The following is a 25,679-nucleotide window of genomic DNA, read 5'->3' on the forward strand; positions in this document are numbered from 1 at the left end:
AACCGCAGACGTCCGACAGACAACCAACCTCATAGCGCAATCGCTGATTAGCGACGCAGACCCAGGCGACCGATCAGAGTCTGATAACGACCCAGATCCTTGCCTTTCAGGTAGTCCAGCAGCTTGCGACGCTGGTTTACCATGCGGATCAGACCACGACGGGAGTGGTGATCTTTACCGTTGGCCTTGAAGTGACCTTGCAGCTTGTTGATGTTGTGGGTCAGCAGTGCAACTTGCACTTCTGGCGAACCAGTGTCACCAACAGCTTGCTGGTAGTCAGCAACGATTTGAGCTTTTTCTTGAACGTCGAGAGCCATGAGGCAATCCTTTTATCAGGAAACTGTTTCAAAGAAACAGCTTCAACAGGCCAGGGACAAATCCCTGTATCTATAAATGAGTAGTGACCGTGCCTGTTAACAGCCACCCTCGCCAGCCTGCTTTGACACAGACCGGTTTCGGTCATTCCGACCGAATCAGTCGACGTGGCGCAATGCGCCCGTCTTCGCTCACTTCACCGATACCGATGAAGCGACCATTGTGATCCTGTACCCGCACCATGCCGAACTTCGGAGCATCCGGGGCACGTACCGGCTGGCCGTTGAGCCAGTAGAACGCGCTCGCTTCCGAGAAGTGCAGCAGCGGCCAATCCTGCAAGCCGCTGTCCGATGGCATCAGGAAGCGATCAACCGCTTCGTTGCCGCCTTCGGCATGTACCGCTTCCAGCTCTTCGAGGGTCACGGTCTGCGCCAGGGTGAAAGGCCCGGCCTGGGTACGGCGCAATTCAGCAACGTACGCACCACAACCGAGTTGCTCACCGATATCCTCCACCAGGGTGCGGATATAGGTGCCCTTGCTGCAATCCACCGCAAGACGCGCAGTATCGCCTTCGAAGGCCAGTAATTCCAAGCGCGCAATAGTAACAGAACGCGGTTCACGCTCCACTACTTCGCCTGCACGCGCCAGCTTGTACAGCGGCTGGCCATCACGCTTGAGTGCCGAGTACATCGGCGGTATCTGACTGATTTGCCCACGAAATTTCGGCAATGCCGCTTCGACATCGGTGCGACCAACGGTCACCGGACGCTCCTGCAAAACCTCACCCTCGGCATCGGCCGTGGTGGTGGTCTTGCCCAGCTGCGCCAGGGTTTCATAGGCCTTGTCGGAATCGAGCAGGTACTGCGAGAACTTGGTCGCCTCGCCAAAGCACAACGGCAAGACGCCGGTGGCCAGCGGATCGAGGCTGCCGGTGTGACCGGCCTTCTCGGCGTTGAGCAACCAGCGAACCTTCTGCAACGCGGCGTTGGAGGTGAACCCCAACGGCTTGTCGAGCAGGATAATGCCGCTGACGTTACGACGGATACGTTTGACCTGAGCCACCGAATTACTCCTTGGTGTCTTCAGGTTCAGCAGCGACCGGGTGCTGATTGTCTTCAGCAACGGCACGCTCGATCAGCGCTGACAAATGCGCGCCACGCACGACGGATTCGTCGTAGTGGAAGTGCAGTTGCGGCACGCTGCGCAGCTTCATTTCACGGGCCAGTTGCATGCGCAGGAAACCTGCGGCGGCATTCAGCACCTTGATGCTTTGCGCGATGTCTTCAGCGTTGTCCTGCCCCATTACGGTGATGAAAATCTTCGCGTGACCGACGTCACGGCTGACTTCAACAGCGGTAATGGTGACCAGACCCACACGTGGATCTTTGACTTCACGACGGATCAGCTGGGCCAGCTCGCGCTGCATCTGATCGCCGATACGTTGGGTACGGCTGTATTCTTTTGCCATGATTTTGTTACCTGTTACTGCCCTGCGGTGAAACCCGCAAGGTCTGAAAGCGGCAAACGCCCGGCCTGACAAATGCCAGACCGGGCGTTGCGTTTAGAGTCCTTGTGATGCGCCACACCCTTGAGTGCGGCCGGCCATCACGGCTCCTGAAGTGCGCGAGTTAGAGGCTGCGAGCAACCTGAACCTTCTCGAAGACTTCGATCTTGTCGCCGACTTTAACGTCGTTGTAGCTCTTAACGCCGATACCGCATTCCATGCCGGCACGTACTTCGGAAGCGTCATCCTTGAAGCGGCGCAGAGATTCCAGCTCGCCTTCGAAGATAACGATGTCTTCACGCAGTACGCGGATTGGACGGTTACGGTGCACAACACCTTCGATCACCATGCAACCAGCGATCGCGCCAAACTTCGGCGAACGGAACACGTCACGCACTTCGGCGATACCCAGGATGTTCTCGCGAACATCGCTGCCGAGCATACCGGTCAGGGCTTTCTTGACGTCTTCGATGATGTCGTAGATCACGTTGTAGTAACGCATATCCAGACCTTCCTGCTCGACGATCTTCCGTGCGCCAGCATCGGCACGCACGTTGAAGCCGAACAGTACAGCGTTCGAAGCCAGTGCCAGGTTAGCGTCGGATTCGGTGATACCACCCACGCCGCCGCCTACTACGCGCACTTGTACTTCGTCGTTGCCCAGGCCATTCAAGGCACCGTTCAACGCTTCCAGCGAACCACGGACGTCGGATTTGAGGACGATGTTGAGCGTCTTCTTCTCTGCCTGACCCATGTTTTCGAAGATGTTTTCCAGCTTGCCGGCGTGAGCGCGAGCCAGTTTGACCTCGCGGAACTTGCCTTGACGGAACAGAGCCACTTCACGGGCTTTCTTCTCGTCAGCAACAACACTCATCTCGTCGCCAGCGTCCGGGGTACCGTCCAGGCCGAGGATCTCGACAGGGATGGAAGGACCGGCTTCTTTGATTGGCTTGCCGTTCTCGTCGAGCATGGCGCGCACGCGGCCATAGTTCGAACCGACCAGCACCATGTCGCCTTGACGCAGGGTACCGTCTTGAACCAGAACGGTTGCAACCGGGCCACGACCTTTGTCGAGACGCGATTCAACCACAACGCCACGGCCAGGAGCCGATGGAGTTGCTTTCAGTTCGAGTACTTCAGCTTGCAGCAGAACGGCTTCCAGAAGCTCGTCCACGCCAGTACCGACTTTCGCCGAAACCGGAACGAACGGCGTATCACCGCCCCACTCCTCGGAGGTCACGCCGTGAACCGACAGTTCGCTACGGATGCGATCGAGATCGGCGCCCGGCTTGTCGATTTTGTTCACCGCTACAACCAGTGGAACGCCAGCCGCTACCGCGTGCTGAACAGCTTCAATGGTCTGCGGCATCACGCCGTCGTCCGCTGCAACCACCAGGATCACGATGTCAGTCGCCTTGGCACCACGAGCACGCATCGCGGTAAACGCAGCGTGACCCGGGGTGTCGAGGAAGGTGACCATGCCGCGTTCGGTTTCAACGTGGTATGCACCGATGTGCTGGGTGATACCACCGGCTTCGCCAGCAGCTACCTTGGCACGACGGATGTAGTCGAGCAGGGACGTTTTACCGTGGTCAACGTGGCCCATTACGGTCACGACTGGTGCACGGGAGAACGACTCACCTTCAAACTTCAGGGACTCGGCCAGGGAATCTTCCAGGGCGGTGTCGCTGACCAGGGTCACTTTGTGGCCCAGTTCTTCGGCTACCAGTTGAGCAGTTTCCTGATCAAGCACCTGGTTGATGGTCGCTGGAGTACCCAGTTTGAACATGAACTTGATGATTTCAGCAGCCTTGACCGACATCTGATTGGCGAGATCGCCAACAGTGATGGTCTCGCCGATCTGCACATCACGCACGACAGGGCCGGTTGGGCTCTGGAAACCGTGAGCGTTGCGCTTCTTCAGCTTGGCCTTGCCGCGACCACCACGACGGAAGCCATCGCTTTCTTCGTCGGTAGTGCGTGGCGCCACACGTGGAGCCGGCGCTTTTTCTTTAACCGAGGCGCGATGCGGAGCGTTTTTGCGCTCGCCATCACCGCCACCGCTGCGACGATTGTTATCGTCAGCACGTGGCTTGTCCGGACGGCGCTGTTCGTTCTGCTTGTTGCGAACTTCGGCAGACGGCGCTGGAGCAGCGGCAGCGACCGGTGCGCTTTCGCGTACAGGTTCGGCAGCGGCAACCGGCGCAGCAGCAGGGGCGCTATTAGCGTTCTGCGCAGCAGCAGGCTGGTTACGCGCTTCTACTTCGGCGCGTTGCTTGGCTTCTTCTTCAGCCTTCTGACGGGCAGCATTTTCTACTGCGCGACGCTCATCCAGTTCACGCTTGCGCTCGGCTTCGATTTCTTCCGGGCTGCGCTGTACGAAAACTTTCTTTTTGCGGACTTCAACGCTGATGCTTTTGCTGCCAGCAACACGCAGGGTGCTGGTGGTTTTACGCTGCAGCGTGATCTTGCGTGGTTCTTCCACTTTCGCCTTGTGGCTGCTTTTCAAGTGAGTCAGCAGGGACTGCTTCTCACTGTCAGTCACATTTTCTTCGGCGGCGGTGTGCGGCAGACCTGCCTCACGCATCTGCTGCAACAGGCGCTCTACCGGTGTTTTGACCTCATCGGCCAGTTGTTTCACCGTGACTTGCGTCATGCACTTCTCTCCTCAGGCCGCGCCTAATTACTCGAACCAGTGGGCTCGGGCGGCCATGATCAACTTGCCGGCACGATCATCGTCAATGCCGTCGATGTCGAGCAGGTCGTCAATAGACTGCTCGGCCAGGTCTTCGCGGGTAATTACGCCGCGCACCGCCAGTTCCATCGCCAAATCCTTGTCCATACCCTCAAGCGAGAGCAGGTCTTCGGCCGGATGGGCGTCTGCCAGCTTTTCCTCAGTAGCGATGGCTTTGGTCAACAAACGATCCTTGGCACGAGCGCGAAGCTCGTTGACGGTATCTTCGTCAAAGCCGTCGATGTTGAGCATTTCTTCCACCGGTACGTAGGCAATCTCTTCCAGGCTGGTGAAGCCTTCATCTACCAGCACCTGTGCCAGGTCTTCGTCGACTTCCAGCTCGTCGATAAAGTTGCGCAGGATGTCGCCGGTTTCTGCTTGCTGCTTAGCCTGGATGTCCGATTCGGTCATCACGTTCAGGGTCCAGCCAGTCAACTGGCTAGCCAGACGCACGTTCTGACCACCGCGACCGATGGCCTGAGCCAGATTGTCTGCGCCAACGGCGATGTCCATTGCGTGGGCATCTTCGTCAACGATAATTGCCGCAACCTCAGCCGGGGACATGGCGTTGATCACGAACTGAGCCGGGTTGTCGTCCCAAAGAACGATATCAACACGCTCACCGCCCAACTCACCCGACACTGCCTGGACGCGCGAACCGCGCATACCGATGCAAGCACCTTGTGGGTCAATGCGTTTGTCCTTGGAGCGGACGGCGATCTTGGCGCGCGAACCCGGATCACGGGACGCTGCCATCACTTCGATCAGGCCTTCAGCAATTTCCGGCACTTCGATGCGGAACAACTCGATCAGCATTTCCGGCGCGGTACGCGACAGGATCAGCTGCGGGCCGCGGTTCTCGGTGCGGATTTCCTTGAGCAGCGCACGCAGACGCACGCCGACACGGAAGGTTTCGCGAGAAATGATGTCATCACGGGCCAGCAACGCTTCAGCGTTGTTACCCAGATCGACGATCACGTTGTCGCGGGTGACTTTCTTCACGGTGCCGGAGATGATTTCTCCCAGGCGCTCGCGATAAGCGTCGACCACTTGAGCGCGCTCGGCTTCACGCACTTTCTGCACGATGACTTGCTTGGCAGTCTGTGCAGCAATGCGGCCGAACTCGATGGATTCGATCTTTTCTTCGACGACGTCGCCAACGTTGGCACCCGGATGCGTTTCAGCAACCTTGCTCGGCCAGGTTTCGATGGCCGGATCGTCGAGATCATTCTCTTCGACGACCGTCCAGCGACGGAAAGTTTCGTATGCCCCGGTGTGGCGGTTAATTTCCACACGCAGGTCAACTTCGTCTTCAAAACGCTTTTTGGTAGCAGTGGCCAAAGCCAGCTCCAGCGCTTCAAAAATTACGCTTGCCGGTACGCCCTTTTCATTGGATACCGACTCAACAACCAGCAGTACTTCTTTGCTCATCGTACGCCTCGCCTTTCGCAAGCCATTGGATCCGCGGGATCCGCGTCTCAGTCAAAACTGGGAATAATGTTGGCCTTGTCGATCATATCGATCGGCAACAGGAATTCATGGTCGTCTACCTGCACCACGACATCCTGTTCTTCTACACCGCGCAGAAGGCCCTGAAAGTTGCGTCGACCTTCAAAAGGCGAGCGCAGCTTGATCTTCACTTGTTCACCGACAAACTGGGCGAACTGCTCAATAGTGAACAGTGGGCGCTCCATGCCAGGCGAGGAAACTTCAAGGGTGTATTCAACGGTGATTGGATCTTCAACATCCAGCACACCACTGATCTGACGGCTGACAATGGCGCAATCGTCCACCAGCACGCCACCCTCTTTATCGATATAAACGCGCAACATCGAGTGACGACCCTGAGCCGAAAACTCGATACCCCAGCATTCATAGCCCAGGGCCACGACCACCGGGGCCAGCAAGGCCTGCAACTCTTCTAGCTTGCTCGACACCTGAACCCCCTAGTGCATGATATGTGCATGCTTTGCAAAATAAAAAAATGGGCGAAACGCCCATCCTTGAAACGCCGTCGAACAGCGGCGTTGAAAGTGTCCAGCTAACAAAAAGCCCCTGAAAAGGGGCTCCTTAAACTGGTTGCGGGGGCCGGATTTGAACCGACGACCTTCGGGTTATGAGCCCGACGAGCTACCAGACTGCTCCACCCCGCGACAAAGCTGGGGCGGAAGTATACGACCGATCCCTTATAGGGTCAATGTAACCTTCCACCTGCAAGAAAGCCCGCAACAGCGGGCTCTCCTGACTAATTGGTACCGAGAAGGGGACTCGAACCCCTACACCCTATGGGCACAACCACCTCAAGGTTGCGTGTCTACCAATTCCACCACCTCGGCAAAACTACGTTTGAAACCCTTCTTACTTCTGCTCTTGAGCTGGAGGTACGTCAGTCGCTGGAGTAGCCGACTTTTGCTCTTGAAGCACCGGGACATCATCAGAAGCCGGTTGTTGTTGCTTAGGTACTTCCAACACTGCCGGGTTTGGGAGACCTGCCTGAGTCAGCTGATGAGCCTTCTCTTTAGCAAAGTAACCTAACCCCAAGCTGGTTATGAAGAAACCGGCGGCAAGTATAGCAGTAAACTTACTAAGAAAGGTAGAGGAACCTTGGCTTCCGAACACAGTATTTGAAGCACCTGCTCCGAAAGACGCGCCAGCGTCCGCACCCTTACCCTGCTGCAGCAAAACCAGAGCAACTACGCCCAATGCACCCAGCAGATGAAAAACGACTACGACTGTTTCCAGCATTTTTTCAGTTTCCCGCGGCGCGACAGATCGCACCGAACTCATCTGCATTCAGGGAAGCTCCACCAATGAGCCCCCCATCGATATCCGGCATGCCGAACAGTTCGACCGCATTGGCCGCCTTCACGCTGCCGCCGTATAGAAGCCGCACACCTCGTGCGACTTCAGAATTCTCTGCCGCCAACTGCTCGCGAATGGCTTTATGCACATCCTGCGCCTGTTGCGGCGTTGCAGTCAGTCCGGTGCCAATGGCCCAGACAGGCTCGTAAGCAATGACTGCTTTTGCAAAAGCACCAACACCCAGCTCCTCGATGATGCTGCCCAGCTGACGCCCGACAACCTCAAGAGTTTTCCCGGCTTCGCGCTGCTCGAGGGTTTCCCCTACACACAACACCGGAATCAAGCCACATGCCTGTGCCGCTGCGAACTTGCGATTCAGCATCCCGTCTCGCTCACCCATGATCTGGCGGCGTTCGGAGTGCCCGACAAGCACAAGGGAACAACCTGCATCCACCAACTGACTCGGTGCAATTTCACCGGTCAATGCACCTTGCATGGATTCCACCGCAGAATTCTGCGCACCGACCGAAATCGATTTACCTTTCAAGCCATCAACCACTTGGTTGATATACAAGCAAGGCGGGAATACCGCGACATCAACACCGCTCGGCAAGGCCAGATGACGAAGGCCGTTGATCAGCTCAGCGACGCTGGCGCGGGTACCGTGCATCTTCCAGTTACCAGCTACCATAGGGCGACGCATGCTGTACCTCGTCGGTCAAAGTGGGCGCAGATGTTACCCAACACAATCATGCCTTGCAAGCCGAATCAGGCAGAAACTTCAGTTACCAGTTTTGCCAGTTCTTCGGCATAGCTGCGAACCTGCGTTTCGTCCTCACCTTCGACCATGACGCGCACCAGAGGCTCTGTCCCGGACTTGCGCAAAAGCACACGACCACGACCCGCCATTGCCTGGGTTACACGCGCACTGGCTTCCTTGACAGCAGGATGTTCCAGCGGATTGTCGCCGCCGCCAAAACGCACGTTGATCAGCACTTGAGGGCACTTGCGCAGCGCCTGACGGCTTTGCGCCAGACCTTCGTTACGGGTCTTGAGCGCCATCAGCACTTGCAACGCCGCGATGATCGCATCACCGGTCGTGGTGTGATTGAAGCAAACGATGTGCCCCGAATTTTCACCACCAACCAGCCAGTTGCGTTCGAGCAATTCAGCAATCACATAGCGGTCACCGACATTGGCACGGATAAACGGAATTGAAAGCTCCGCCAGCGCCAACTCAAGACCCAGGTTGCTCATCAGTGTACCGACTACGCCGCCCTGCAGCTTGCCGCGCTCATGCAGGTCACGGGCGATGATGAACAACAGCTCGTCACCATCAACGATGGCACCGGTGTGATCGACCATCAACACGCGATCACCATCGCCATCGAAGGCAATACCCAGATCAGCATGCTCAGCCAGCACCGCCGCCTGCAACTGGCCCATATGGGTCGAGCCGCAGTTGTCGTTGATGTTCAGGCCATTAGGTTGCGCCGACAGCACCACCACTTCCGCACCCAGCTCACGGAACACGCTAGGCGCTACCTTGTAGGTCGCACCGTGGGCGCAGTCGATAACAATTTTCAGCCCGGAGAAGCTGCTACCGGTCGGCACACTGCTTTTGCAGAATTCGATGTAACGACCGGATGCGTCGTTGATACGCGACACCTTGCCGATCTTGCTCGACTCAACCACCGTCATCGGTGTGTCGAGCAACTCTTCAATCATCAGCTCCAGCTCATCTGGCAGCTTGGTGCCTTTGCCGGAGAAAAACTTGATACCGTTATCGTCGTGCGGATTGTGCGAGGCACTGATCACAATGCCGGCTTCAGCCTGGAACGTACGCGACAGGTAAGCGATCGCGGGCGTCGGCATCGGGCCCAGCAGCATCACATCGGCACCCGCCGAAGTCAGACCAGCCTCAAGCGCCGATTCGAACATATAACCGGAAATCCGCGTGTCCTTGCCGACCAGCACCTTGCAGGCACCCATCTTGCGGAACGCCATGCCGGCAGCCCAACCGAGCTTGAGCATGAACTCAGGAGTGATCGGATAAACACCGACACGACCACGAATGCCGTCGGTACCAAAGTATTTTTTGCTCATATGCGCTCCATCATTCTTATTCAGCTGATTCCACGGCCGCGATCATCCGAACCACGTCTACCGTCTCCGCCACATCATGGACGCGCAATATACGCGCACCTTTGACAGAAGCCAGCGCTGCCAGCGCCAGGCCACCAAAAAGTCGTTCACCTACAGGACGATTCAAGGCATGACCAATCATGCTTTTACGAGAAACGCCCACCAGCAGCGGCCGGCCCAACGCATGCAGGGCTTCCATGTGCTTGAACAAGCTTAGATTGTGCTGCAGGGTTTTGGCGAAGCCAAACCCCGGGTCGAGGATGATTCGCTCGGCAGGAATACCGGCAGCCGCACATTGCGTCATGCGCTCAGCGAGAAACTCACCGACTTCCCGAGTGACATCCTGATAATGCGGATTGTCCTGCATATCGCCAGGCTCACCCAGCATATGCATCAGGCACACCGGCAAACCAGTTGCCGCTGCTGCATCCAGTGCACCATCACGCTGCAATGAACGGACATCGTTAATCAGACCAGCACCGAGCCGCGCCGTTTCGCGCATCACGGCAGGCGTCGAGGTATCAACCGAAATAACTACATCAAGTTCGCGATTGATCAGCTCGACGATTGGCGCGACGCGTTCAAGCTCTTCGAGAGGGGAAACCGCACGCGCGCCGGGGCGAGTCGACTCGCCACCAACATCGATCAACGTCGCACCAGCGGCGACCATAGCTTCGGCGTGGCGCAGGGCCGCGTCGAGCTGGCTGTATCGGCCGCCATCGGAAAAGGAATCGGGAGTGACATTGAGAATGCCCATGACATGCGTATGGGCCAAATCAAGAACCCGGTTGCCGCAAGGCAACCGGGTCAGGGACTGTGCAAAAGTCATTTCAAACCTTAAACGTCAGCAGCCGGACCGCCAATCGGTGTTTCCGGACGCTCATCCTGAACAACCGGAGGCGGCGGTGTACCCGTGCCACCCGACCAGTCGCGAGGTTCGCGAGGTGTGCGACCGGCCATGATGTCGTCGATCTGTTCAGCATCGATCGTTTCGTACTTCATCAAAGCGTCAGCCATGGCGTCGAGCTTGTCACGGTTGTCCGTGAGGATCTGCTTGGCCGTGCCGTAGCATTGATCAATGATGCTGCGCACTTCGGAGTCAATCAGCTTGGCAGTCTCACCGGAGAAGCTGGCAGCCTGACCACCACCGCCGCGACCGAGGAACACTTCGCCCTCTTCTTCGGCGTACATCAGCGGACCGAGTTTTTCCGACAGGCCCCATTTCGTCACCATGTTCCGTGCAATCTGGCTGGCACGCATGATGTCGTTGGAAGCACCGGTGGTAACACCGTCGAAGCCCAGGGTCATTTCTTCAGCAATACGGCCGCCGTACAGCGAGCAGATCTGACTGATCAGTGCGCGCTTGGACAGGCTGTAGCGATCTTCTTCCGGCAGGAACATGGTCACACCCAGCGCACGACCGCGCGGGATGATCGACACCTTGTAGACCGGATCATGCTCAGGCACGACGCGACCCACAATGGCGTGGCCAGCTTCGTGATAAGCAGTGTTCTGCTTTTCTTTCTCGGACATGACCATCGATTTGCGCTCGGCGCCCATCATGATCTTGTCTTTGGCCAGTTCGAATTCTTTCATCTCGACGATGCGCTTGCCGCTACGTGCAGCGAACAGCGACGCTTCGTTGACCAGGTTAGCCAGGTCAGCACCGGAGAAGCCCGGAGTACCACGTGCGATCACGGCCGGAGCGACGTCGTCACCCATTGGCACTTTGCGCATGTGTACTTTGAGGATTTGCTCGCGACCACGGATATCCGGCAGACCGACCACAACCTGACGGTCGAAACGGCCCGGACGCAGCAGCGCAGGGTCGAGTACGTCAGGACGGTTGGTTGCAGCGATAACAATAATGCCGTCGTTCATTTCGAAGCCGTCCATCTCAACCAGCAACTGGTTGAGAGTCTGCTCACGCTCATCGTGACCGCCACCCATGCCGGCGCCACGATGGCGGCCGACGGCGTCGATTTCGTCGATAAAGATGATGCAAGGCGCGTGTTTCTTCGCCTGCTCGAACATGTCACGCACACGGCTGGCACCGACACCGACGAACATCTCGACGAAGTCAGAACCGGAAATGGTGAAGAACGGCACTTTGGCTTCGCCGGCAATCGCCTTGGCCAGCAAGGTTTTACCGGTACCCGGAGGACCGACCATCAGCACACCGCGAGGAATACGACCGCCCAGGCGCTGGAACTTGCCCGGATCACGGAGGAATTCAACCAGCTCGCCCACTTCTTCCTTGGCTTCGTCGCAACCGGCAACGTCAGCCAACGTGGTTTTTACCTGATCTTCGGAGAGCAGGCGCGCCTTGCTCTTGCCGAAGCTCATCGGCCCGCCCTTGCCGCCGGCACCGCCCTGCATCTGGCGCATGAAGAACATGAACACCGCGATGATCACCAGGATCGGGAAGCTGGCCACCAGAAGCTGGGTCCAGATGCTTTGCTGTTCAGGCTGCTTGCCTTCAACCACAACGTGGTTGTCGACCAGATCGCCGATCAGGCCATTGTCCTGAATCGCCGGACGAATGGTCTTGAAGCTGTCGCCATCGTTGCGTTTGCCGGTAATCACATAGCCATCAACCGCTACGCGTTCGACCTTGCCATCCTTGACCTGCTGGATGAAGTCGGAATAGTTGAGGGTCTGCGGCTCGTTAGGGCTGGAGAAGTTGTTCATCACTGTCACCAGGACAGCCGCGATGATCAACCAAAGGATCAGATTCTTTGCCATATCGTTCAATTAACTACCCTCTGAAGCAAGCTCCGCTACTGGCGCGCGCTTCGCATGATATTCACCGGCCTAACTTACTACATTACCTACGGCTCTGGCAGGCGCCGTCTGTAACCCTTTGTGAAACACTTTCTACACAATATTCGCTAATGCGCTCGGGGCGAAATACGAAAAACCTATCACCCCGCCAAAAAAACTCCGTTTTACTCACTACGTCCGCGGTAGCCCCAAGCCAGCATGTATTGCTCGCGGGAGGTGCCTCGAGAAGAGTCCGGCTTGATCATCTGGATCTTGTCGAACTTCTTGCGAGCATCCTTCAGGTAGGTATCGAACCCCTCACCCTGAAAAATCTTGATTACAAAATTACCGCCCGGCTTGAGGATTCGCTCCGCCAAGTCTAGCGCCAGTTCACAAAGAAACATGGCTTTGGGCATGTCCACTTCGGGCGTACCACTCATATTGGGGGCCATATCGGAAATCACAAGGTCCACCTGCGAATTACCTACCGCCTCAAGGATCTGTGCGAGCACTGCATCCTCGGTGAAGTCACCTTGAATGAAAGTCACGTCCGGAATGCTGTCCATTTCCAGAATGTCCGAGGCGATCAGACGCCCCTGACCGCCGATCAACCGGCTGGTGACCTGCGACCAGCCGCCGGGCGCTGCGCCCAGGTCGACAACGCTCATGCCGGGACGGATCAGCTTGTACTTCTCCTGGACTTCCAGAAGCTTGTAACTCGCACGCGAGCGGTAGCCATCCTTCTGGGCCTGCTTCACATACGGGTCATTAACATGTCTTTTCAGCCAACCAAGGCTTGTCTTGGAACGCGCCATTGGGCACCTCGATAATTAGGGTCGTGATTAATTGGGCGGATCCACGAGCCCTCGGGTAAAATGGCCGCCATTTTACAGAATCCAGACGAAAGGGTCAGATTATGCCGCTCACTCAAGAGCAGAAGAAACAGTACAAATCCATTGGCCACCATCTGAAACCCGTTTTGACGGTAGCCGACAATGGTTTGACCGAAGGTGTGTTAGCCGAATTTGAACGTGCATTGGCGGATCACGAGCTGATCAAGATCAAGCTCACCATCCTTGATCGCGAAGCGCGCCTGGCGCAAATCGCAGAGCTGTGCAAGGTCGGCAAAGCGGATCTGGTACAGGTCATCGGCAAGATGGCACTGGTGTATCGCAAGAACTTCAGCGCCAACAAGCAGCTGTCGAACGTTCATCGCTTCAAGTGATGACAGGGGTCAAGGGTGTGCTTCGCGCACCCTGACACTCCACCCCGGCACCGGTTGCATTACCAGTATCAAACCGGAAAAGCCCAGAATCAGAAAACTGAATTCCTGCCAGCGCTGCGCCTCTGGCCAGCCGACACGCACCGCGACAAACATCGCGCACGCGTACAACGCCATCAGCAGCACCTGCCCGCGAAAATCCCGCCATAGACTGGCAAGGCCTTCGGCCTGAACCAGCACCAAAGCCTGAAATATCACGCAAGCGGCAGCGAATCCCACCACCAGCACTTCAAATGCAGCGGCTACTTCATCGATCAGCAGCGGCGCCAGGCCAATTTTGCCCAGTGCCGGCTGCAAACCGAGATGAATAAGCCATAGACCGCCGACCCATAACATCTGAGTCAGCTGCCAAAGCATGGCGCCCGCGTGCAGCGGGCGCCCTTTTTCAGATGTGACGGACTTCGACAATCTCGTACTCGATCACGCCACCAGGCGTTTTAACCGCCACCACATCACCCTCTTCCTTAGCAATCAAGGCTCGGGCCAGTGGCGAACCGACGGAAATCTTGCCGAGTTTGAAGTCAGCCTCGTCCTCACCCACGATGTGGTAAGTAACGCGCTCATCCGTCTCGACGTTGGCAATTTCCACGGTCGTGCCGAAAATCACTTTGCCAGTGTGCGGGATCGACGTGACATCAATGATGACCTGATTCTGAATCCGGCCTTCGATGTCACGAATCCGCGCCTCGACCATGCCTTGCTGTTCGCGCGCGGCATGGTATTCAGCGTTTTCCTTCAAGTCACCCAGCTCGCGAGCCGTGCCGATGTCCTGGCTGAGCTTCGGACGGACGACCTTGGTCAGGTGAGTGTGTTCTTCTTCCAGGGCTTTGGCGCCCTGAACAGTCATTGGGTATTTGGTTATGCTCATGCCTTCAATCCTGCGTGTAGATCTTGCAAGCGGCGCACGGTCTTTTCCGGACCGAACTTCAGCGCTTCACAGATAGCTTCGCCAGCAGCAATGGTAGTGGTGCAGTAGATCTTGTGCTGCAAGGCATTACGACGAATGGAGTACGAATCAGCGATCGACTGACGACCTTCGGTAGTGTTGATGATCAGCGTGACTTCGTCATTCTTGATCATGTCGACCACGTGCGGACGACCCTCGGTCACCTTGTTCACACGGCGCACTTTCAGACCTGCGGCTTCGATCAGCTTGGCAGTACCGGCAGTGGCAACCACTTCGAAGCCCAAGTTGATCAGATCACGGGCCACGCCTGCAACCAATGGCTTGTCGTCGTCACGTACGCTGATGAACGCAGTACCGCCGGTCGGCAGCACTTCGCTCGCGCCCATCTGGGCTTTGGCGAATGCTTCACCGAAGGTGTCACCAACGCCCATCACTTCACCGGTCGACTTCATTTCTGGGCCGAGGATCGGGTCAACGCCAGGGAATTTGGCGAACGGGAAGACCGCCTCTTTCACGCTGTAGAAGTTCGGGATGATTTCTTTGGTGAAGCCGATTTCTTTCAGGGTCTTACCAGCCATCACGCGGGCAGCGATCATCGCCAGGGAGACACCGATGCACTTCGATACGAACGGTACGGTACGGGAAGCACGCGGGTTGACTTCGATGACGTAGATGTCTTCGCCTTGCAGCGCCAACTGTACGTTCATCAGGCCGACAACGCCCAGCTCCAGGGCCATTTTCTTGACCTGTTCGCGCATCTCGTCCTGGATGTGCGCAGGCAACGAGTACGGCGGCAGCGAGCACGCGGAGTCACCGGAGTGAACGCCAGCCTGTTCGATGTGCTGCATGATTGCGCCGATGACAACGTCTTTGCCGTCGCAGACCGCGTCCACGTCCATTTCGATGGCGCAGTTGAGGAAGTGGTCGAGCAGCACCGGGCTGTCGTTGGACACTTTCACCGCATCACGCAGGTAGCGCTTGAGCTCTTCTTCTTCGTAAACGATTTCCATCGCGCGGCCACCCAGTACATAGGATGGGCGTACGACCAACGGATAACCGATCTTGCTGGCGGCACGAATTGCTTCGTCTTCGCTGCGCACAGTGGCGTTTGGCGGCTGACGCAGGTTCAGGCGCTCAACCATTTGCTGGAAACGCTCACGGTCTTCGGCACGGTCGATCGCGTCCGGGCTGGTGCCGATAATTGGCACGCCGGCGGCTTCCAGAGCGCGAGCCAGTTTCAGCGGAGTCTGGCCGCCGTACTGGACGATCACGCCTTTCGGCTTCTCGACGCGGCAGATTTCCAGCACGTCTTCGAGGGTTACCGATTCGAAGTACAGACGGTCGGAGGTGTCGTAGTCAGTGGAAACAGTTTCCGGGTTGCAGTTGACCATGATGGTTTCGTAGCCGTCTTCGCGCAGTGCGAGGGCAGCGTGAACGCAGCAGTAGTCGAACTCGATACCTTGGCCGATTCGGTTCGGGCCACCGCCCAGAATCATGATCTTGTCGCGACCCGACGGCGCGGCTTCGCACTCTTCTTCGTAAGTCGAATAGAGATAAGCGGTGTCGGTGGCGAACTCGGCGGCGCAGGTGTCAACGCGCTTGTAGACCGGGAACACTTCCAGCTTGTGACGGTGAGTCCGCAGGTTCTTCTCGGTCACACCCAGCAGCTTGGCCAGACGCTGATCGGAGAAGCCTTTGCGCTTGAGCTTGTACATCACGTCGCGGTCGATCGCGGACAGACCGAGAGTCTTGACCTTTTCTTCGTCCTTGATCAGATCTTCGATCTGTACCAGGAACCAAGGGTCGATCATGTTCATCGCGAAGATTTCTTCGACGGTCATGCCGGCGCGGAAAGCGTCTGCCACGTACCAGATGCGCTCGGCGCCCGGCACGGTCAGTTCACGCTTGAGCACGCTCATGCTTTCCGGGTTGCTCAGGTCGAGCTTCTCGTCCAGACCGCAAACGCCTACTTCCAGACCGCGCAGAGCTTTCTGCAGGGATTCCTGGAAGGTACGGCCGATGGCCATGACTTCGCCAACCGACTTCATTTGCGTGGTCAGACGCGCGTCAGCCTTGGCGAATTTTTCGAAGGCGAAGCGCGGCAGCTTGGTGACGACGTAGTCGATCGACGGCTCGAAGGACGCCGGGGTTTTGCCGCCGGTGATGTCGTTCGACAGTTCGTCGAGGGTGTAGCCCACAGCCAGTTTGGCCGCGACTTTGGCGATCGGGAAACCGGTGGCTTTCGAAGCCAGCGCCGAGGAACGCGATACGCGCGGGTTCATTTCGATCACGACCATACGGCCAGTGTCCGGGCAGATACCGAATTGCACGTTGGAACCGCCGGTCTCGACGCCGATCTCGCGCAGTACCGCCAGGGAGGCGTTACGCAGGATCTGGTATTCCTTGTCGGTCAGGGTTTGTGCTGGAGCCACGGTGATCGAGTCACCGGTGTGCACGCCCATCGGGTCAAAGTTTTCGATCGAGCAGACGATGATGCAGTTGTCCTTTTTGTCGCGGACAACTTCCATTTCATATTCTTTCCAGCCGATCAGCGATTCGTCGATCAGCAGCTCTTTGGTCGGCGACAGGTCGAGACCGCGGGCGCAGATTTCTTCGAACTCTTCACGGTTGTACGCGATGCCACCACCGGTGCCGCCCATGGTGAAGGACGGACGGATGATGCACGGGAAGCCGAGGGTTTCGAGAACCGCGTTGGCTTCTTCCATGCTGTGGGCGATACCGGAGCGCGGGCACGCCAGGCCGATGGATTTCATCGCCTTGTCGAAACGCGAACGGTCTTCAGCCTTGTCGATGGTGTCGGCGTTGGCGCCGATCATTTCTACGCCGAACTTCTCCAGAATGCCTTCGCGTTCCAGGTCCAGGGCGCAGTTCAGAGCAGTCTGGCCGCCCATGGTTGGCAACACGGCGTCCGGACGCTCTTTCTCGATGATCTTGGCAACGGTCTGCCACTTGATCGGCTCGATGTAAGTCGCGTCGGCCATGTCCGGGTCGGTCATGATGGTGGCCGGGTTGGAGTTCACCAGGATGACGCGGTAGCCCTCTTCGCGCAGGGCTTTACAGGCCTGGGCGCCGGAGTAGTCGAATTCGCAGGCCTGGCCGATAACGATCGGGCCAGCGCCGAGAATCAGGATGCTTTTAATGTCTGTACGTTTTGGCATGGGTTTGTCACTCAAATCCGCAGGTCAGTCGGCAAGCCGTCTTGATCGATTTCTGAAGTCCCGAGGGGGCCGCCGGTGCCGGGGCCGCCCTCGAGAGGCTTCTCTCTACAGTCTCAAGGCGAACGCTTAGCGTCGCTTGGCCATCTCGTTGATGAAGCGGTCGAACAGTGGCGCGACGTCGTTCGGGCCCGGGCTCGCTTCAGGGTGACCCTGGAAGCTGAACGCGCTCTTGTCGGTGCGCTCGATGCCTTGCAGGGTGCCGTCGAACAGCGATTTGTGGATCGCACGCACGTTGGCTGGCAGGGTTTCTTCGTCCACCGCAAAACCGTGGTTCTGGCTGGTGATCATTACAACGCCAGTGTCCAGATCCTGTACCGGGTGGTTGGCACCGTGGTGGCCATGGCCCATTTTCAGGGTCTTGGCGCCGGAGGCCAGAGCCAGCAGTTGGTGACCGAGGCAGATGCCGAATACCGGAATTTCGGTTTCCAGGACTTCCTTGATCGCCTTGATCGCGTAGTCGCATGGCTCCGGATCACCCGGGCCGTTGGACAGGAACACGCCGTCCGGCTTCAGCGCCAGCACATCGGCCGCTGGGGTCTGGGCAGGTACGACGGTGACGCGGCAGCCGCGTTCGACCAGCATGCGCAGGATGTTGACCTTGACGCCGTAGTCGTAGGCAACCACGTGGTAAGGCAGCTCGGAGGCTTCGATGGTCGCGTGGCTGTCGGTTTTCAGATCCCAGACAGTCGAGCGCCATTCGTATTGCTTCTTGGTGCTGACGACTTTCGCCAGATCCATGCCCTTCAGGCCCGGGAAGCCTTGCGCAGCAGCGATTGCCGCTTCTTCGGAGATGTTGTCGCCGGCCATGATGCAGCCGTTCTGTGCGCCTTTTTTACGCAGGATGCGGGTCAGGCGGCGGGTGTCGATACCGGCGATTGCCACAACGTTGTTGGCTTTCAGGTAATCGGACAGGGACATCGTGTTACGCCAGTTGCTCGCTACCAGCGGCAGGTCACGAATGACCAGGCCAGCGGACCAGACGCGGTCGGACTCGGCGTCTTCCGGCGTGGTGCCGGTGTTGCCGATGTGCGGGTAAGTCAGGGTAACGATTTGTTGGGCGTAGGAAGGATCGGTAAGGATTTCCTGATAGCCGGTCATTGCGGTGTTGAACACCACCTCACCAACGGTCTGACCGTCGGCTCCAATGGCTTCGCCGCGAAAAATGCTGCCATCAGCAAGGGCGAGTATGGCTGGCTTAGTCAAGAAGACCTCCCGTAAATAAAGCATGAAGGGGCAATCGCAGGTTGTAAAAAAGCGGAGTGACGTATGGACACGTCACCCCGCTTCTTCACTGAATTATTCTGCGCGCTTTTAGTGGACACACTAAAGCTGTAGCTTACAGGAAAGACCTCGATTTCGGAAGGGCGAAACACACACAAACTCGCCTTATAAAGGCATGGCGACGCGCGACCACGGTGATGGCACGGTTGACACCCCTTCACCCCTCTCTAGAATAGGTACCCATCTCAAGTTTCGAGCAAGAAACCCTGAATGAGTACCCACATCAGCATCGCTGACGCCGCCACGCTGCTGAATGTCAGTACGCAACGGGTCAGAACCCTTTGCCGCAACGGCGATCTCCAGTCCGAAAAGATCGGTAATACCTGGATCATCGACCACGCCAGCTTAAAAAATTACGGGCTCCGAACCGCACATATGATTGCACAAGATCACCCTGCTTACGCCGTGCAGACGTCGTCGAGCGAGCGCAAACCTATCGCTCTGAGTTTTTTCTCCGGCGCCATGGGCCTCGATCTCGGCCTGGAAAAGGCCGGTTTCGATATCCGCCTGGCCTGCGAATCGAACAAGCATTGCCGCCAGACCATCACCCTGAATCGCCCCAACACCGCGCTGCTCGGTGACATCAATGACTGCACCGCCGAGCAAGTGCTGGAAGCCGCACAGGTGCGCGCCGAAGACGTCGACCTGATCGTCGGCGGCCCGCCCTGCCAGGCCTTCAGCACTGCCGGCAAACGCAAGGCGTTCAATGATGATCGCGGCAACGCCTTTCTCAAGTACATCGATCTGGCACTGGAAATTCGCCCACGCTTCATCGTGATCGAGAACGTGCGCGGGCTGTTGTCGTGCCCGATGGATCATCGCCCGCACAATCAGCGCGGCAGCGAATTCCCCGATCTGTCCCTCGACGAAATGAAGGGCGGCGCGCTCAACTTCGTCATCAGCGTGCTGCGACGTGCCGGCTACACCTGCACGTTCAACCTGTACAACTCGGCAAACTTCGGCACGCCGCAAATTCGCGAGCGGGTCATCATTGTCTGCTCCCGCGATGGCAAAGAAGCGCCATTCCTGACGCCAACCCACTCCGAAGACGGCTCCCACGGTCTGCCGGTGTGGAACAAGCTGCGCAGCGCACTGGTCGGTCTGGATCAGCACACGCACCTGAACTTCCCGGAAAAACGCCTCAAGTACTACCGCATGCTCACCGCCGGACAGAACTGGCGCAGCCTGACTCCGGAATTGCAGCAAGAAGCCCTCGGCAAGTCGTATTTCTCCGGCGGCGGCAAAACCGGTTTCCTGCGCCGCCTGCACTGGGAAAAACCCTCGCCGACGCTGGTCACTCACCCGGCCATGCCGGCCACCGACCTCGCGCACCCGGAAGAGGATCGCCCGCTGTCGATTCAGGAATACAAGCGCATCCAGGAGTTCCCGGACGATTGGCAACTGGCCGGCCCGCTGATCGAGCAATACAAACAGGTCGGCAACGCCGTACCGGTCAGCCTCGGCCATGCGGTCGGCAAGTTGATTCGCGACCTGCTCAGCGGCACCGATCAGGCGCCGCCGCAGGATTTTCGCTTTTCGCGCTACCAGGCCACGTCGCACAACGACTGGCTGCAAGTGTTCGAGCAGCAGAAGAAGAAGCTCCAATTCGACCTGGAACTGGCCTGATTCACCGCCGAGGGAGCGTCTACCCCCTCAAGCCTCACGCCTCACTCATCGCTTGAAGAGTTGAGGCGTACCAGACGATCCCACTGGATCGCACCCTCAGCGTTGCAAAACTCACTGGTGAATTCTTCCGTGAACTGGTTGACCAGTTGCGTGTACGAGTCCTGGAATTGGGCATTACGCTCGTGCGCCTTAAAGCCCAGCGGCCCGATCAGCTCGACAAACAGATCCGGGTCGCCCGAGATGAACTCCCAGAAACGCTGCCCGCAGAGTTTGCTGTAGTCGCCCTTGTCCGGATTGTTATCACGCCCGTAGCAGCAACCGTTGACGGCAACGATGTTCAGGCCGGACTGGCTGGTACGCAAAGTACGCTGCGCCGTTTTGAAGTTGGTACGCATTTGGGTGATCTGCGAGCTGTTGCCCCAGTTCGGCCCGGACTTGATCGCGACCAGATGACGGCGCCCGTCCTTGTCGAACTCAAGATCGACACCAGCGACCGCTGACTTCCAGCCTCCGTACGTCTTGCCATTGATAAAGATCGCCAGCCCTTCCAGCCAATCGCCGAACAGGGTTTCCTCGTTAGAAGACACGTGCGCATCAACAATCCCGCGAACGATCTGCTCCGCCGTCTGCATGTCCTTGGCTTTGAACATGTAGGGATTCTTGCGCTTGAGCACACTCTTGAGCTTCAACCGCGACAGGCTGTCGAGACGCTTCTGATGAAACGTGCCGATATTGTCTTCGACGTACTTGGCCACATCAGCCAGATCCAATGGTTGCATCCGTTGCATTCCTTTCAAAAATTGAAACTTCAGACAAAACAAAGGCGCTTTACGCGCCTTGTTTTTTTTCACGATCGAATTACTTCAGATCGAGCACATCCTGCATGTCATACAGGCCCGGCTCACGACCGTCGAGCCACAGCGCAGCACGCACCGCGCCCTTGGCGAAGGTCATGCGGCTGGAAGCCTTGTGGGTAATTTCCAGACGCTCGCCCTCACAGGCAAACAGCACGGTGTGATCGCCGACCACATCACCGCCGCGAACCGTGGCAAAACCAATGGTTTCACGCTCACGAGCGCCGGTGTGACCTTCACGCCCATAGACAGCGACCTTCTGCAGATCACGATCCAGCGCATCGGCAATCACTTCGCCCATGCGCAGCGCGGTACCCGAAGGCGCGTCGATCTTGTGCCGGTGATGAGCTTCGATGATCTCGATGTCAGCCTCATCGCCCAGCACCCGCGCGGTCATCTCGAGCAATTTCAGCGACAGGTTGACCCCGACGCTGAAGTTGGCAGCAAACACGATCGGGATATCTTTCCCGGCATCGGCCAGCAATTGCTTCTGCGCCGCGTCCAGCCCGGTGGTACCGATAACCATGGCTTTGCCTGCCTTGCGGCAGAACGCCAGGTTTTTCAGCATCACTTCGGGCAGGGTAAAGTCGATCAGTACGTCGAACTCTTCAGCCACGGCTTCGATGTGAGCGGACAACGGCACGCCAATACGACCCAGCGAAGCCAGCTCACCGGCATCGACGCCGATCAACGTGCTGCCCGGACGCACCACGGCAGCGGTCAAACCGGTCAGCGGCGCGCGCTGCTGCACGGCTTCGACCAGAATCTTACCCATGCGCCCAGCAGCGCCCATCACAGCTATACGTCGCATGCCGACTCCTTACAGATCGCCGAAGAAGCGCTTCACACCGTCAAACCAACCGGTGGTTTTCGGTGAATGGCTGTTGTCGTCGGCCAGGGAGCTGCGGAATTCTTCCAGCAGTTCGCGCTGACGACGGTTCAGATTCACCGGCGTTTCGACCGCAACGCGGCACATCAGATCGCCTGCACCGCCGCCACGCACCGGCGCTACACCTTTGCCACGCACACGGAACTGCTTGCCGGTCTGGGTGCCTTCAGGGATTTTCAGTTTGACGCGACCGTCGAGGGTCGGGATTTCCAGCTCGCCGCCCAATGCTGCGTCGACGAAGCTGATCGGCACTTCGCAGAACAGATGCTTGCCGTCACGCTGGAAGATGTCGTGCTCGCGCACGTTGATGACCACGTACAGGTCGCCCGTCGGGCCGCCCTGCGTACCCGCTTCGCCTTCGCCGGACAGACGAATGCGGTCGCCGGTGTCGACGCCGGCCGGTACCTTGACCGAGAGGGTTTTGTACTCTTCAACGCGACCGTCACCGTGGCAGGAATCGCACGGATCGGAAATGATCTTGCCTTGGCCATGGCAGCGCGGGCAGGTTTGCTGCACCGAGAAGAAGCCTTGCTGCATGCGCACCTGACCGATGCCGCCGCAGGTCGGGCACGTCGATGGCGAGGAGCCTTTCTTGGCACCCGAACCGTCGCACGGCTTGCAGTTGACCAGTGTCGGAACGCGGATATTCACCGACGTGCCGCGCACCGCTTCTTCCAGATTCAGCTCCAGGGTGTAGCGCAGATCACTGCCACGCTGAGCGCCGCCACGACCACCGCCGCGACCGCCACCGAAGAAATCACTGAAGACATCGCCAAAGATGTCAGAGAAGTTCTGACCGCCAAAACCGGCCCCGCCGCCACCCATGCTTGGGTCGACGCCGGCATGACCGTACTGGTCGTAAGCCGCACGCTTGCTGGAATCGGACAGCACTTCGTAGGCCTCGTTGGCCTCTTTGAACAGTTCTTCCGACGCTTTGTCATCGGGATTACGGTCCGGGTGATGCTTCATCGCCAGACGACGATAGGCCTTCTTCAGGTCTGCATCGCTTGAGCCACGCTCAACACCCAACACTTCGTAATAGTCACGCTTTGCCATAAGTCTTCTGCACTCTTGAGGACGTCCGGCAAACCCCTCCTGAGGATCGCCAAACTCGTTGAGCCCCAATACAGGCCCGGACCCAACTCACGTCAATTCAACGATCCTGGTCTTTGATTCTGCGGTACTTGCGGCGCGAAAAGCAGGAGCATTCCCGGCCATACCGCCAGCATCCGAACGTTGTCGCATGCTGTAAAAATTCGCGTATTCCAGATACGCCAACGCGGGAGCTAGCTCCCGCGCGGCGACATCCTACCAGTCACTGCCCGAAGGCAGTCAACCGGCCGACCAACAACTTACTTGTGGTCTTTGACTTCTTCGAACTCTGCATCGACAACGTCGTCAGCCTTCTCAGCCGATTCGCCTTGCGGGGCTGCGCCATCAGCTGGCTGAGCCTGTTCGGCGTACATCTTCTGAGCAACCGGAGCGGAGACTTTCGACAACTCTTCAACCTTCGCTTCGATAGCAGCCTTGTCGTCGCCTTTGACAGCGGCTTCCAGAGCAACCACAGCCGCTTCGATCGCAGTCTTCTCTTCGGCGGTGACTTTGTCGCCCGCGTCAGCAACCATTTTGCGAGTCGAGTGAACCAGTGCATCACCCTGGTTACGGGCAGCGGCCAGTTCTTCGAACTTGCGGTCTTCTTCAGCGTTGACTTCAGCATCACGAATCATTTGCTGAATTTCGTCATCGGACAGACCGGAGTTGGCCTTGATCACGATCGACTGAGTCTTGCCGGTAGCCTTGTCTTTCGCGCCGACGTGCAGGATGCCGTTGGCGTCGATGTCGAAGGTTACTTCGATCTGTGGCACGCCACGTGGTGCAGGTGGAATGTCGGCCAGGTCGAACTTGCCCAAGGACTTGTTCTGAGTGGCTTGCTTGCGCTCACCCTGCAGCACGTGAATGGTCACAGCGCCCTGGTTGTCGTCGGCAGTCGAGAACACTTGCGATTTCTTGGTAGGAATCGTGGTGTTTTTCTCGATCAGCGCGGTCATCACGCCACCCATGGTTTCGATACCCAGGGTCAGCGGGCTGACGTCGAGCAGCAGAACGTCTTTCACGTCACCGGCCAGAACAGCGCCCTGAATCGCAGCACCCATGGCAACAGCTTCGTCCGGGTTCACGTCTTTACGTGCTTCTTTACCGAAGAAATCGGTTACCAGCTTCTGTACCAGCGGCATACGGGTCTGACCACCGACCAGAATCACGTCGTTGATCGCGCCAACGTCCAGACCAGCATCTTTCATGGCGATGCGGCAAGGTTCGATGGTGCGCTGAACCAGGTCTTCAACCAGTGCTTCAAGCTTGGCACGCGAGATTTTCACGTTCAGGTGCTTAGGACCGGTCGCATCTGCAGTGATGTACGGCAGGTTAACGTCGGTCGACTGGCTCGAGGACAGTTCGATCTTGGCTTTCTCAGCGGCTTCTTTCAGGCGCTGCATCGCCAGCGGGTCACCTTTGAGGTTCATGCCGCTTTCTTTCTTGAATTCGTCGACGAGGTAGTCGATCAGACGAATGTCAAAGTCTTCACCGCCCAGGAACGTGTCACCGTTGGTGGCCAACACTTCGAACTGGTGCTCGCCGTCAACTTCAGCGATTTCGATCACGGAGACGTCGAAAGTACCGCCACCCAGGTCATAAACGATCACGGTGTGATCGCCCTTGGCCTTGTCCATACCGTAGGCCAGAGCGGCTGCGGTTGGTTCGTTGATGATACGTTTTACGTCCAGACCCGCGATGCGGCCGGCGTCTTTGGTCGCCTGACGCTGGCTGTCGTTGAAGTAGGCCGGAACAGTGATGACCGCTTCGGTCACTGGCTCGCCGAGGTAGTCTTCGGCGGTCTTCTTCATCTTCTTCAGAATTTCAGCCGAGATTTGTGGCGGCGCCATTTTCTGGCCGTTCACTTCAACCCAAGCGTCGCCGTTGTCAGCCTTGGCGATCTTGTACGGCACCATCTGAATGTCTTTCTGCACAACTTCTTCGTCGAAACGACGACCGATCAGACGCTTTACTGCGTACAGAGTGTTGTGCGGGTTGGTCACAGCCTGACGCTTGGCCGACTGACCTACCAGGATTTCGCCATCGTTGGCGTAAGCGATGATCGACGGCGTGGTACGCGCGCCTTCAGCGTTTTCAATAACTTTTGCTTTGCCGTTTTCCAGCACGGAGACGCAGGAGTTGGTGGTCCCCAGGTCGATACCGATAATTTTGCCCATGTTAACTCTCCCGAAACTTTGGATTTGGATGCCGCAGCAGTGGTGGCTGACTGCGGTAGCACTTAAACG

22 protein-coding genes and 2 tRNA genes are annotated in these 25,679 nt (G+C 57.7%); 2 read left to right on the forward strand and 22 right to left on the reverse strand.

All coding sequences use genetic code 11. The annotated features are described in order from the left end of the window. Positions 1–47: 47 nt before the first annotated feature. The 14 genes from rpsO to rlmE all read right to left on the reverse strand — a co-directional run bounded on the left by rpsO (position 48) and on the right by rlmE (position 13,078). Positions 48–317: a 30S ribosomal protein S15 gene (gene rpsO, locus QMX93_RS03685; RefSeq protein ID WP_003177875.1), complete on the reverse strand. Its 270-nt coding sequence runs from the start codon at positions 315–317 to the stop codon at positions 48–50. A gap of 142 nt (positions 318–459) precedes the next feature. Then, positions 460–1,377, reverse strand: a complete 918-nt coding sequence (truB, locus tag QMX93_RS03690; protein WP_053117035.1) for a tRNA pseudouridine(55) synthase TruB — start codon at positions 1,375–1,377, stop codon at positions 460–462. 4 nt (positions 1,378–1,381) lie between these two features. Then, the gene (gene rbfA / locus QMX93_RS03695; RefSeq protein ID WP_007915259.1) at positions 1,382–1,783 is read right to left on the reverse strand and encodes a 30S ribosome-binding factor RbfA; all 402 of its coding nucleotides are present in this window, start codon (positions 1,781–1,783) and stop codon (positions 1,382–1,384) included. Between the two features lie 160 nt (positions 1,784–1,943). After that, a complete protein-coding gene (infB, locus tag QMX93_RS03700; protein WP_159812897.1) occupies positions 1,944–4,475 on the reverse strand; it encodes a translation initiation factor IF-2 in 2,532 nt (843 codons plus the stop codon). A gap of 27 nt (positions 4,476–4,502) precedes the next feature. Continuing rightward, a complete protein-coding gene (gene nusA / locus QMX93_RS03705) occupies positions 4,503–5,984 on the reverse strand; it encodes a transcription termination factor NusA (protein WP_282352776.1) in 1,482 nt (493 codons plus the stop codon). Between the two features lie 47 nt (positions 5,985–6,031). Beyond that, a complete protein-coding gene (gene rimP, locus QMX93_RS03710) occupies positions 6,032–6,490 on the reverse strand; it encodes a ribosome maturation factor RimP (RefSeq protein WP_008088338.1) in 459 nt (152 codons plus the stop codon). A 139-nt stretch (positions 6,491–6,629) separates the two neighbouring features. Beyond that, positions 6,630–6,706: transfer RNA gene (locus QMX93_RS03715), tRNA-Met, on the reverse strand. A 97-nt stretch (positions 6,707–6,803) separates the two neighbouring features. Next, positions 6,804–6,889: transfer RNA gene (locus QMX93_RS03720), tRNA-Leu, on the reverse strand. A gap of 22 nt (positions 6,890–6,911) precedes the next feature. After that, positions 6,912–7,298, reverse strand: coding sequence for a preprotein translocase subunit SecG (gene secG / locus QMX93_RS03725; protein WP_016986497.1), 387 nt, complete (start codon positions 7,296–7,298; stop codon positions 6,912–6,914). Between the two features lie 4 nt (positions 7,299–7,302). Continuing rightward, positions 7,303–8,058 (reverse strand): triose-phosphate isomerase, encoded by a 756-nt coding sequence (gene tpiA / locus QMX93_RS03730; protein ID WP_053117032.1) that lies wholly within the window; start codon positions 8,056–8,058, stop codon positions 7,303–7,305. Positions 8,059–8,123: 65 nt separating this feature from the next. Continuing rightward, positions 8,124–9,461, reverse strand: coding sequence for a phosphoglucosamine mutase (gene glmM, locus QMX93_RS03735; protein ID WP_282352780.1), 1,338 nt, complete (start codon positions 9,459–9,461; stop codon positions 8,124–8,126). Positions 9,462–9,477: 16 nt separating this feature from the next. After that, complete coding sequence (gene folP / locus QMX93_RS03740) at positions 9,478–10,329, reverse strand: dihydropteroate synthase (protein WP_282352782.1); 852 nt, start codon at positions 10,327–10,329, stop codon at positions 9,478–9,480. A gap of 8 nt (positions 10,330–10,337) precedes the next feature. Continuing rightward, complete coding sequence (gene ftsH, locus QMX93_RS03745; RefSeq protein WP_127925787.1) at positions 10,338–12,245, reverse strand: ATP-dependent zinc metalloprotease FtsH; 1,908 nt, start codon at positions 12,243–12,245, stop codon at positions 10,338–10,340. A 203-nt stretch (positions 12,246–12,448) separates the two neighbouring features. Next, positions 12,449–13,078: a 23S rRNA (uridine(2552)-2'-O)-methyltransferase RlmE gene (gene rlmE, locus QMX93_RS03750; protein ID WP_053117028.1), complete on the reverse strand. Its 630-nt coding sequence runs from the start codon at positions 13,076–13,078 to the stop codon at positions 12,449–12,451. A gap of 101 nt (positions 13,079–13,179) precedes the next feature. Between rlmE and QMX93_RS03755 the strand changes: the two genes are divergently transcribed. Further along, positions 13,180–13,488: a YhbY family RNA-binding protein gene (locus QMX93_RS03755; RefSeq protein WP_053117027.1), complete on the forward strand. Its 309-nt coding sequence runs from the start codon at positions 13,180–13,182 to the stop codon at positions 13,486–13,488. Positions 13,489–13,497: 9 nt separating this feature from the next. On the opposite strand, the gene QMX93_RS03760 is transcribed toward QMX93_RS03755, so the two are convergent. From QMX93_RS03760 to carA, 4 genes are all read right to left on the reverse strand, one after another. Continuing rightward, a complete protein-coding gene (locus QMX93_RS03760) occupies positions 13,498–13,902 on the reverse strand; it encodes a hypothetical protein (RefSeq protein ID WP_053117026.1) in 405 nt (134 codons plus the stop codon). A gap of 28 nt (positions 13,903–13,930) precedes the next feature. After that, positions 13,931–14,407: a transcription elongation factor GreA gene (greA, locus tag QMX93_RS03765; protein ID WP_053117947.1), complete on the reverse strand. Its 477-nt coding sequence runs from the start codon at positions 14,405–14,407 to the stop codon at positions 13,931–13,933. Positions 14,408–14,409: 2 nt separating this feature from the next. Next, on the reverse strand, positions 14,410–17,631 hold the full coding sequence (gene carB, locus QMX93_RS03770; RefSeq protein ID WP_053117025.1) for a carbamoyl-phosphate synthase large subunit: 3,222 nt from the start codon (positions 17,629–17,631) through the stop codon (positions 14,410–14,412). 126 nt (positions 17,632–17,757) lie between these two features. After that, positions 17,758–18,894 (reverse strand): glutamine-hydrolyzing carbamoyl-phosphate synthase small subunit, encoded by a 1,137-nt coding sequence (gene carA / locus QMX93_RS03775; RefSeq protein WP_282352791.1) that lies wholly within the window; start codon positions 18,892–18,894, stop codon positions 17,758–17,760. Between the two features lie 288 nt (positions 18,895–19,182). Here carA and QMX93_RS03780 point away from each other — a divergent pair, with 288 nt between their 5' ends. Further along, entirely contained in the window at positions 19,183–20,598 is a 1,416-nt protein-coding gene (locus tag QMX93_RS03780) for a DNA cytosine methyltransferase (protein ID WP_282352793.1), read from the forward strand. Between the two features lie 41 nt (positions 20,599–20,639). Here the strand turns inward: QMX93_RS03780 and QMX93_RS03785 are convergent, their stop codons facing one another. From QMX93_RS03785 to dnaK, 4 genes are all read right to left on the reverse strand, one after another. Continuing rightward, positions 20,640–21,377, reverse strand: coding sequence for a PmeII family type II restriction endonuclease (locus tag QMX93_RS03785; protein ID WP_053117022.1), 738 nt, complete (start codon positions 21,375–21,377; stop codon positions 20,640–20,642). A 79-nt stretch (positions 21,378–21,456) separates the two neighbouring features. After that, positions 21,457–22,263 carry a 4-hydroxy-tetrahydrodipicolinate reductase gene (gene dapB / locus QMX93_RS03790; protein WP_053117021.1) on the reverse strand — a complete coding sequence of 269 codons (807 nt, stop codon included), beginning with the start codon at positions 22,261–22,263 and terminating at the stop codon, positions 21,457–21,459. A 9-nt stretch (positions 22,264–22,272) separates the two neighbouring features. After that, positions 22,273–23,397 (reverse strand): molecular chaperone DnaJ, encoded by a 1,125-nt coding sequence (dnaJ, locus tag QMX93_RS03795; RefSeq protein WP_053117020.1) that lies wholly within the window; start codon positions 23,395–23,397, stop codon positions 22,273–22,275. Between the two features lie 296 nt (positions 23,398–23,693). Further along, a complete protein-coding gene (dnaK, locus tag QMX93_RS03800) occupies positions 23,694–25,610 on the reverse strand; it encodes a molecular chaperone DnaK (RefSeq protein ID WP_158830202.1) in 1,917 nt (638 codons plus the stop codon). Positions 25,611–25,679: the final 69 nt, after the last annotated feature.

Source organism: Pseudomonas sp. PS01303 (assembly GCF_029959385.1).
Lineage (GTDB): Bacteria > Pseudomonadota > Gammaproteobacteria > Pseudomonadales > Pseudomonadaceae > Aquipseudomonas > Aquipseudomonas rustica.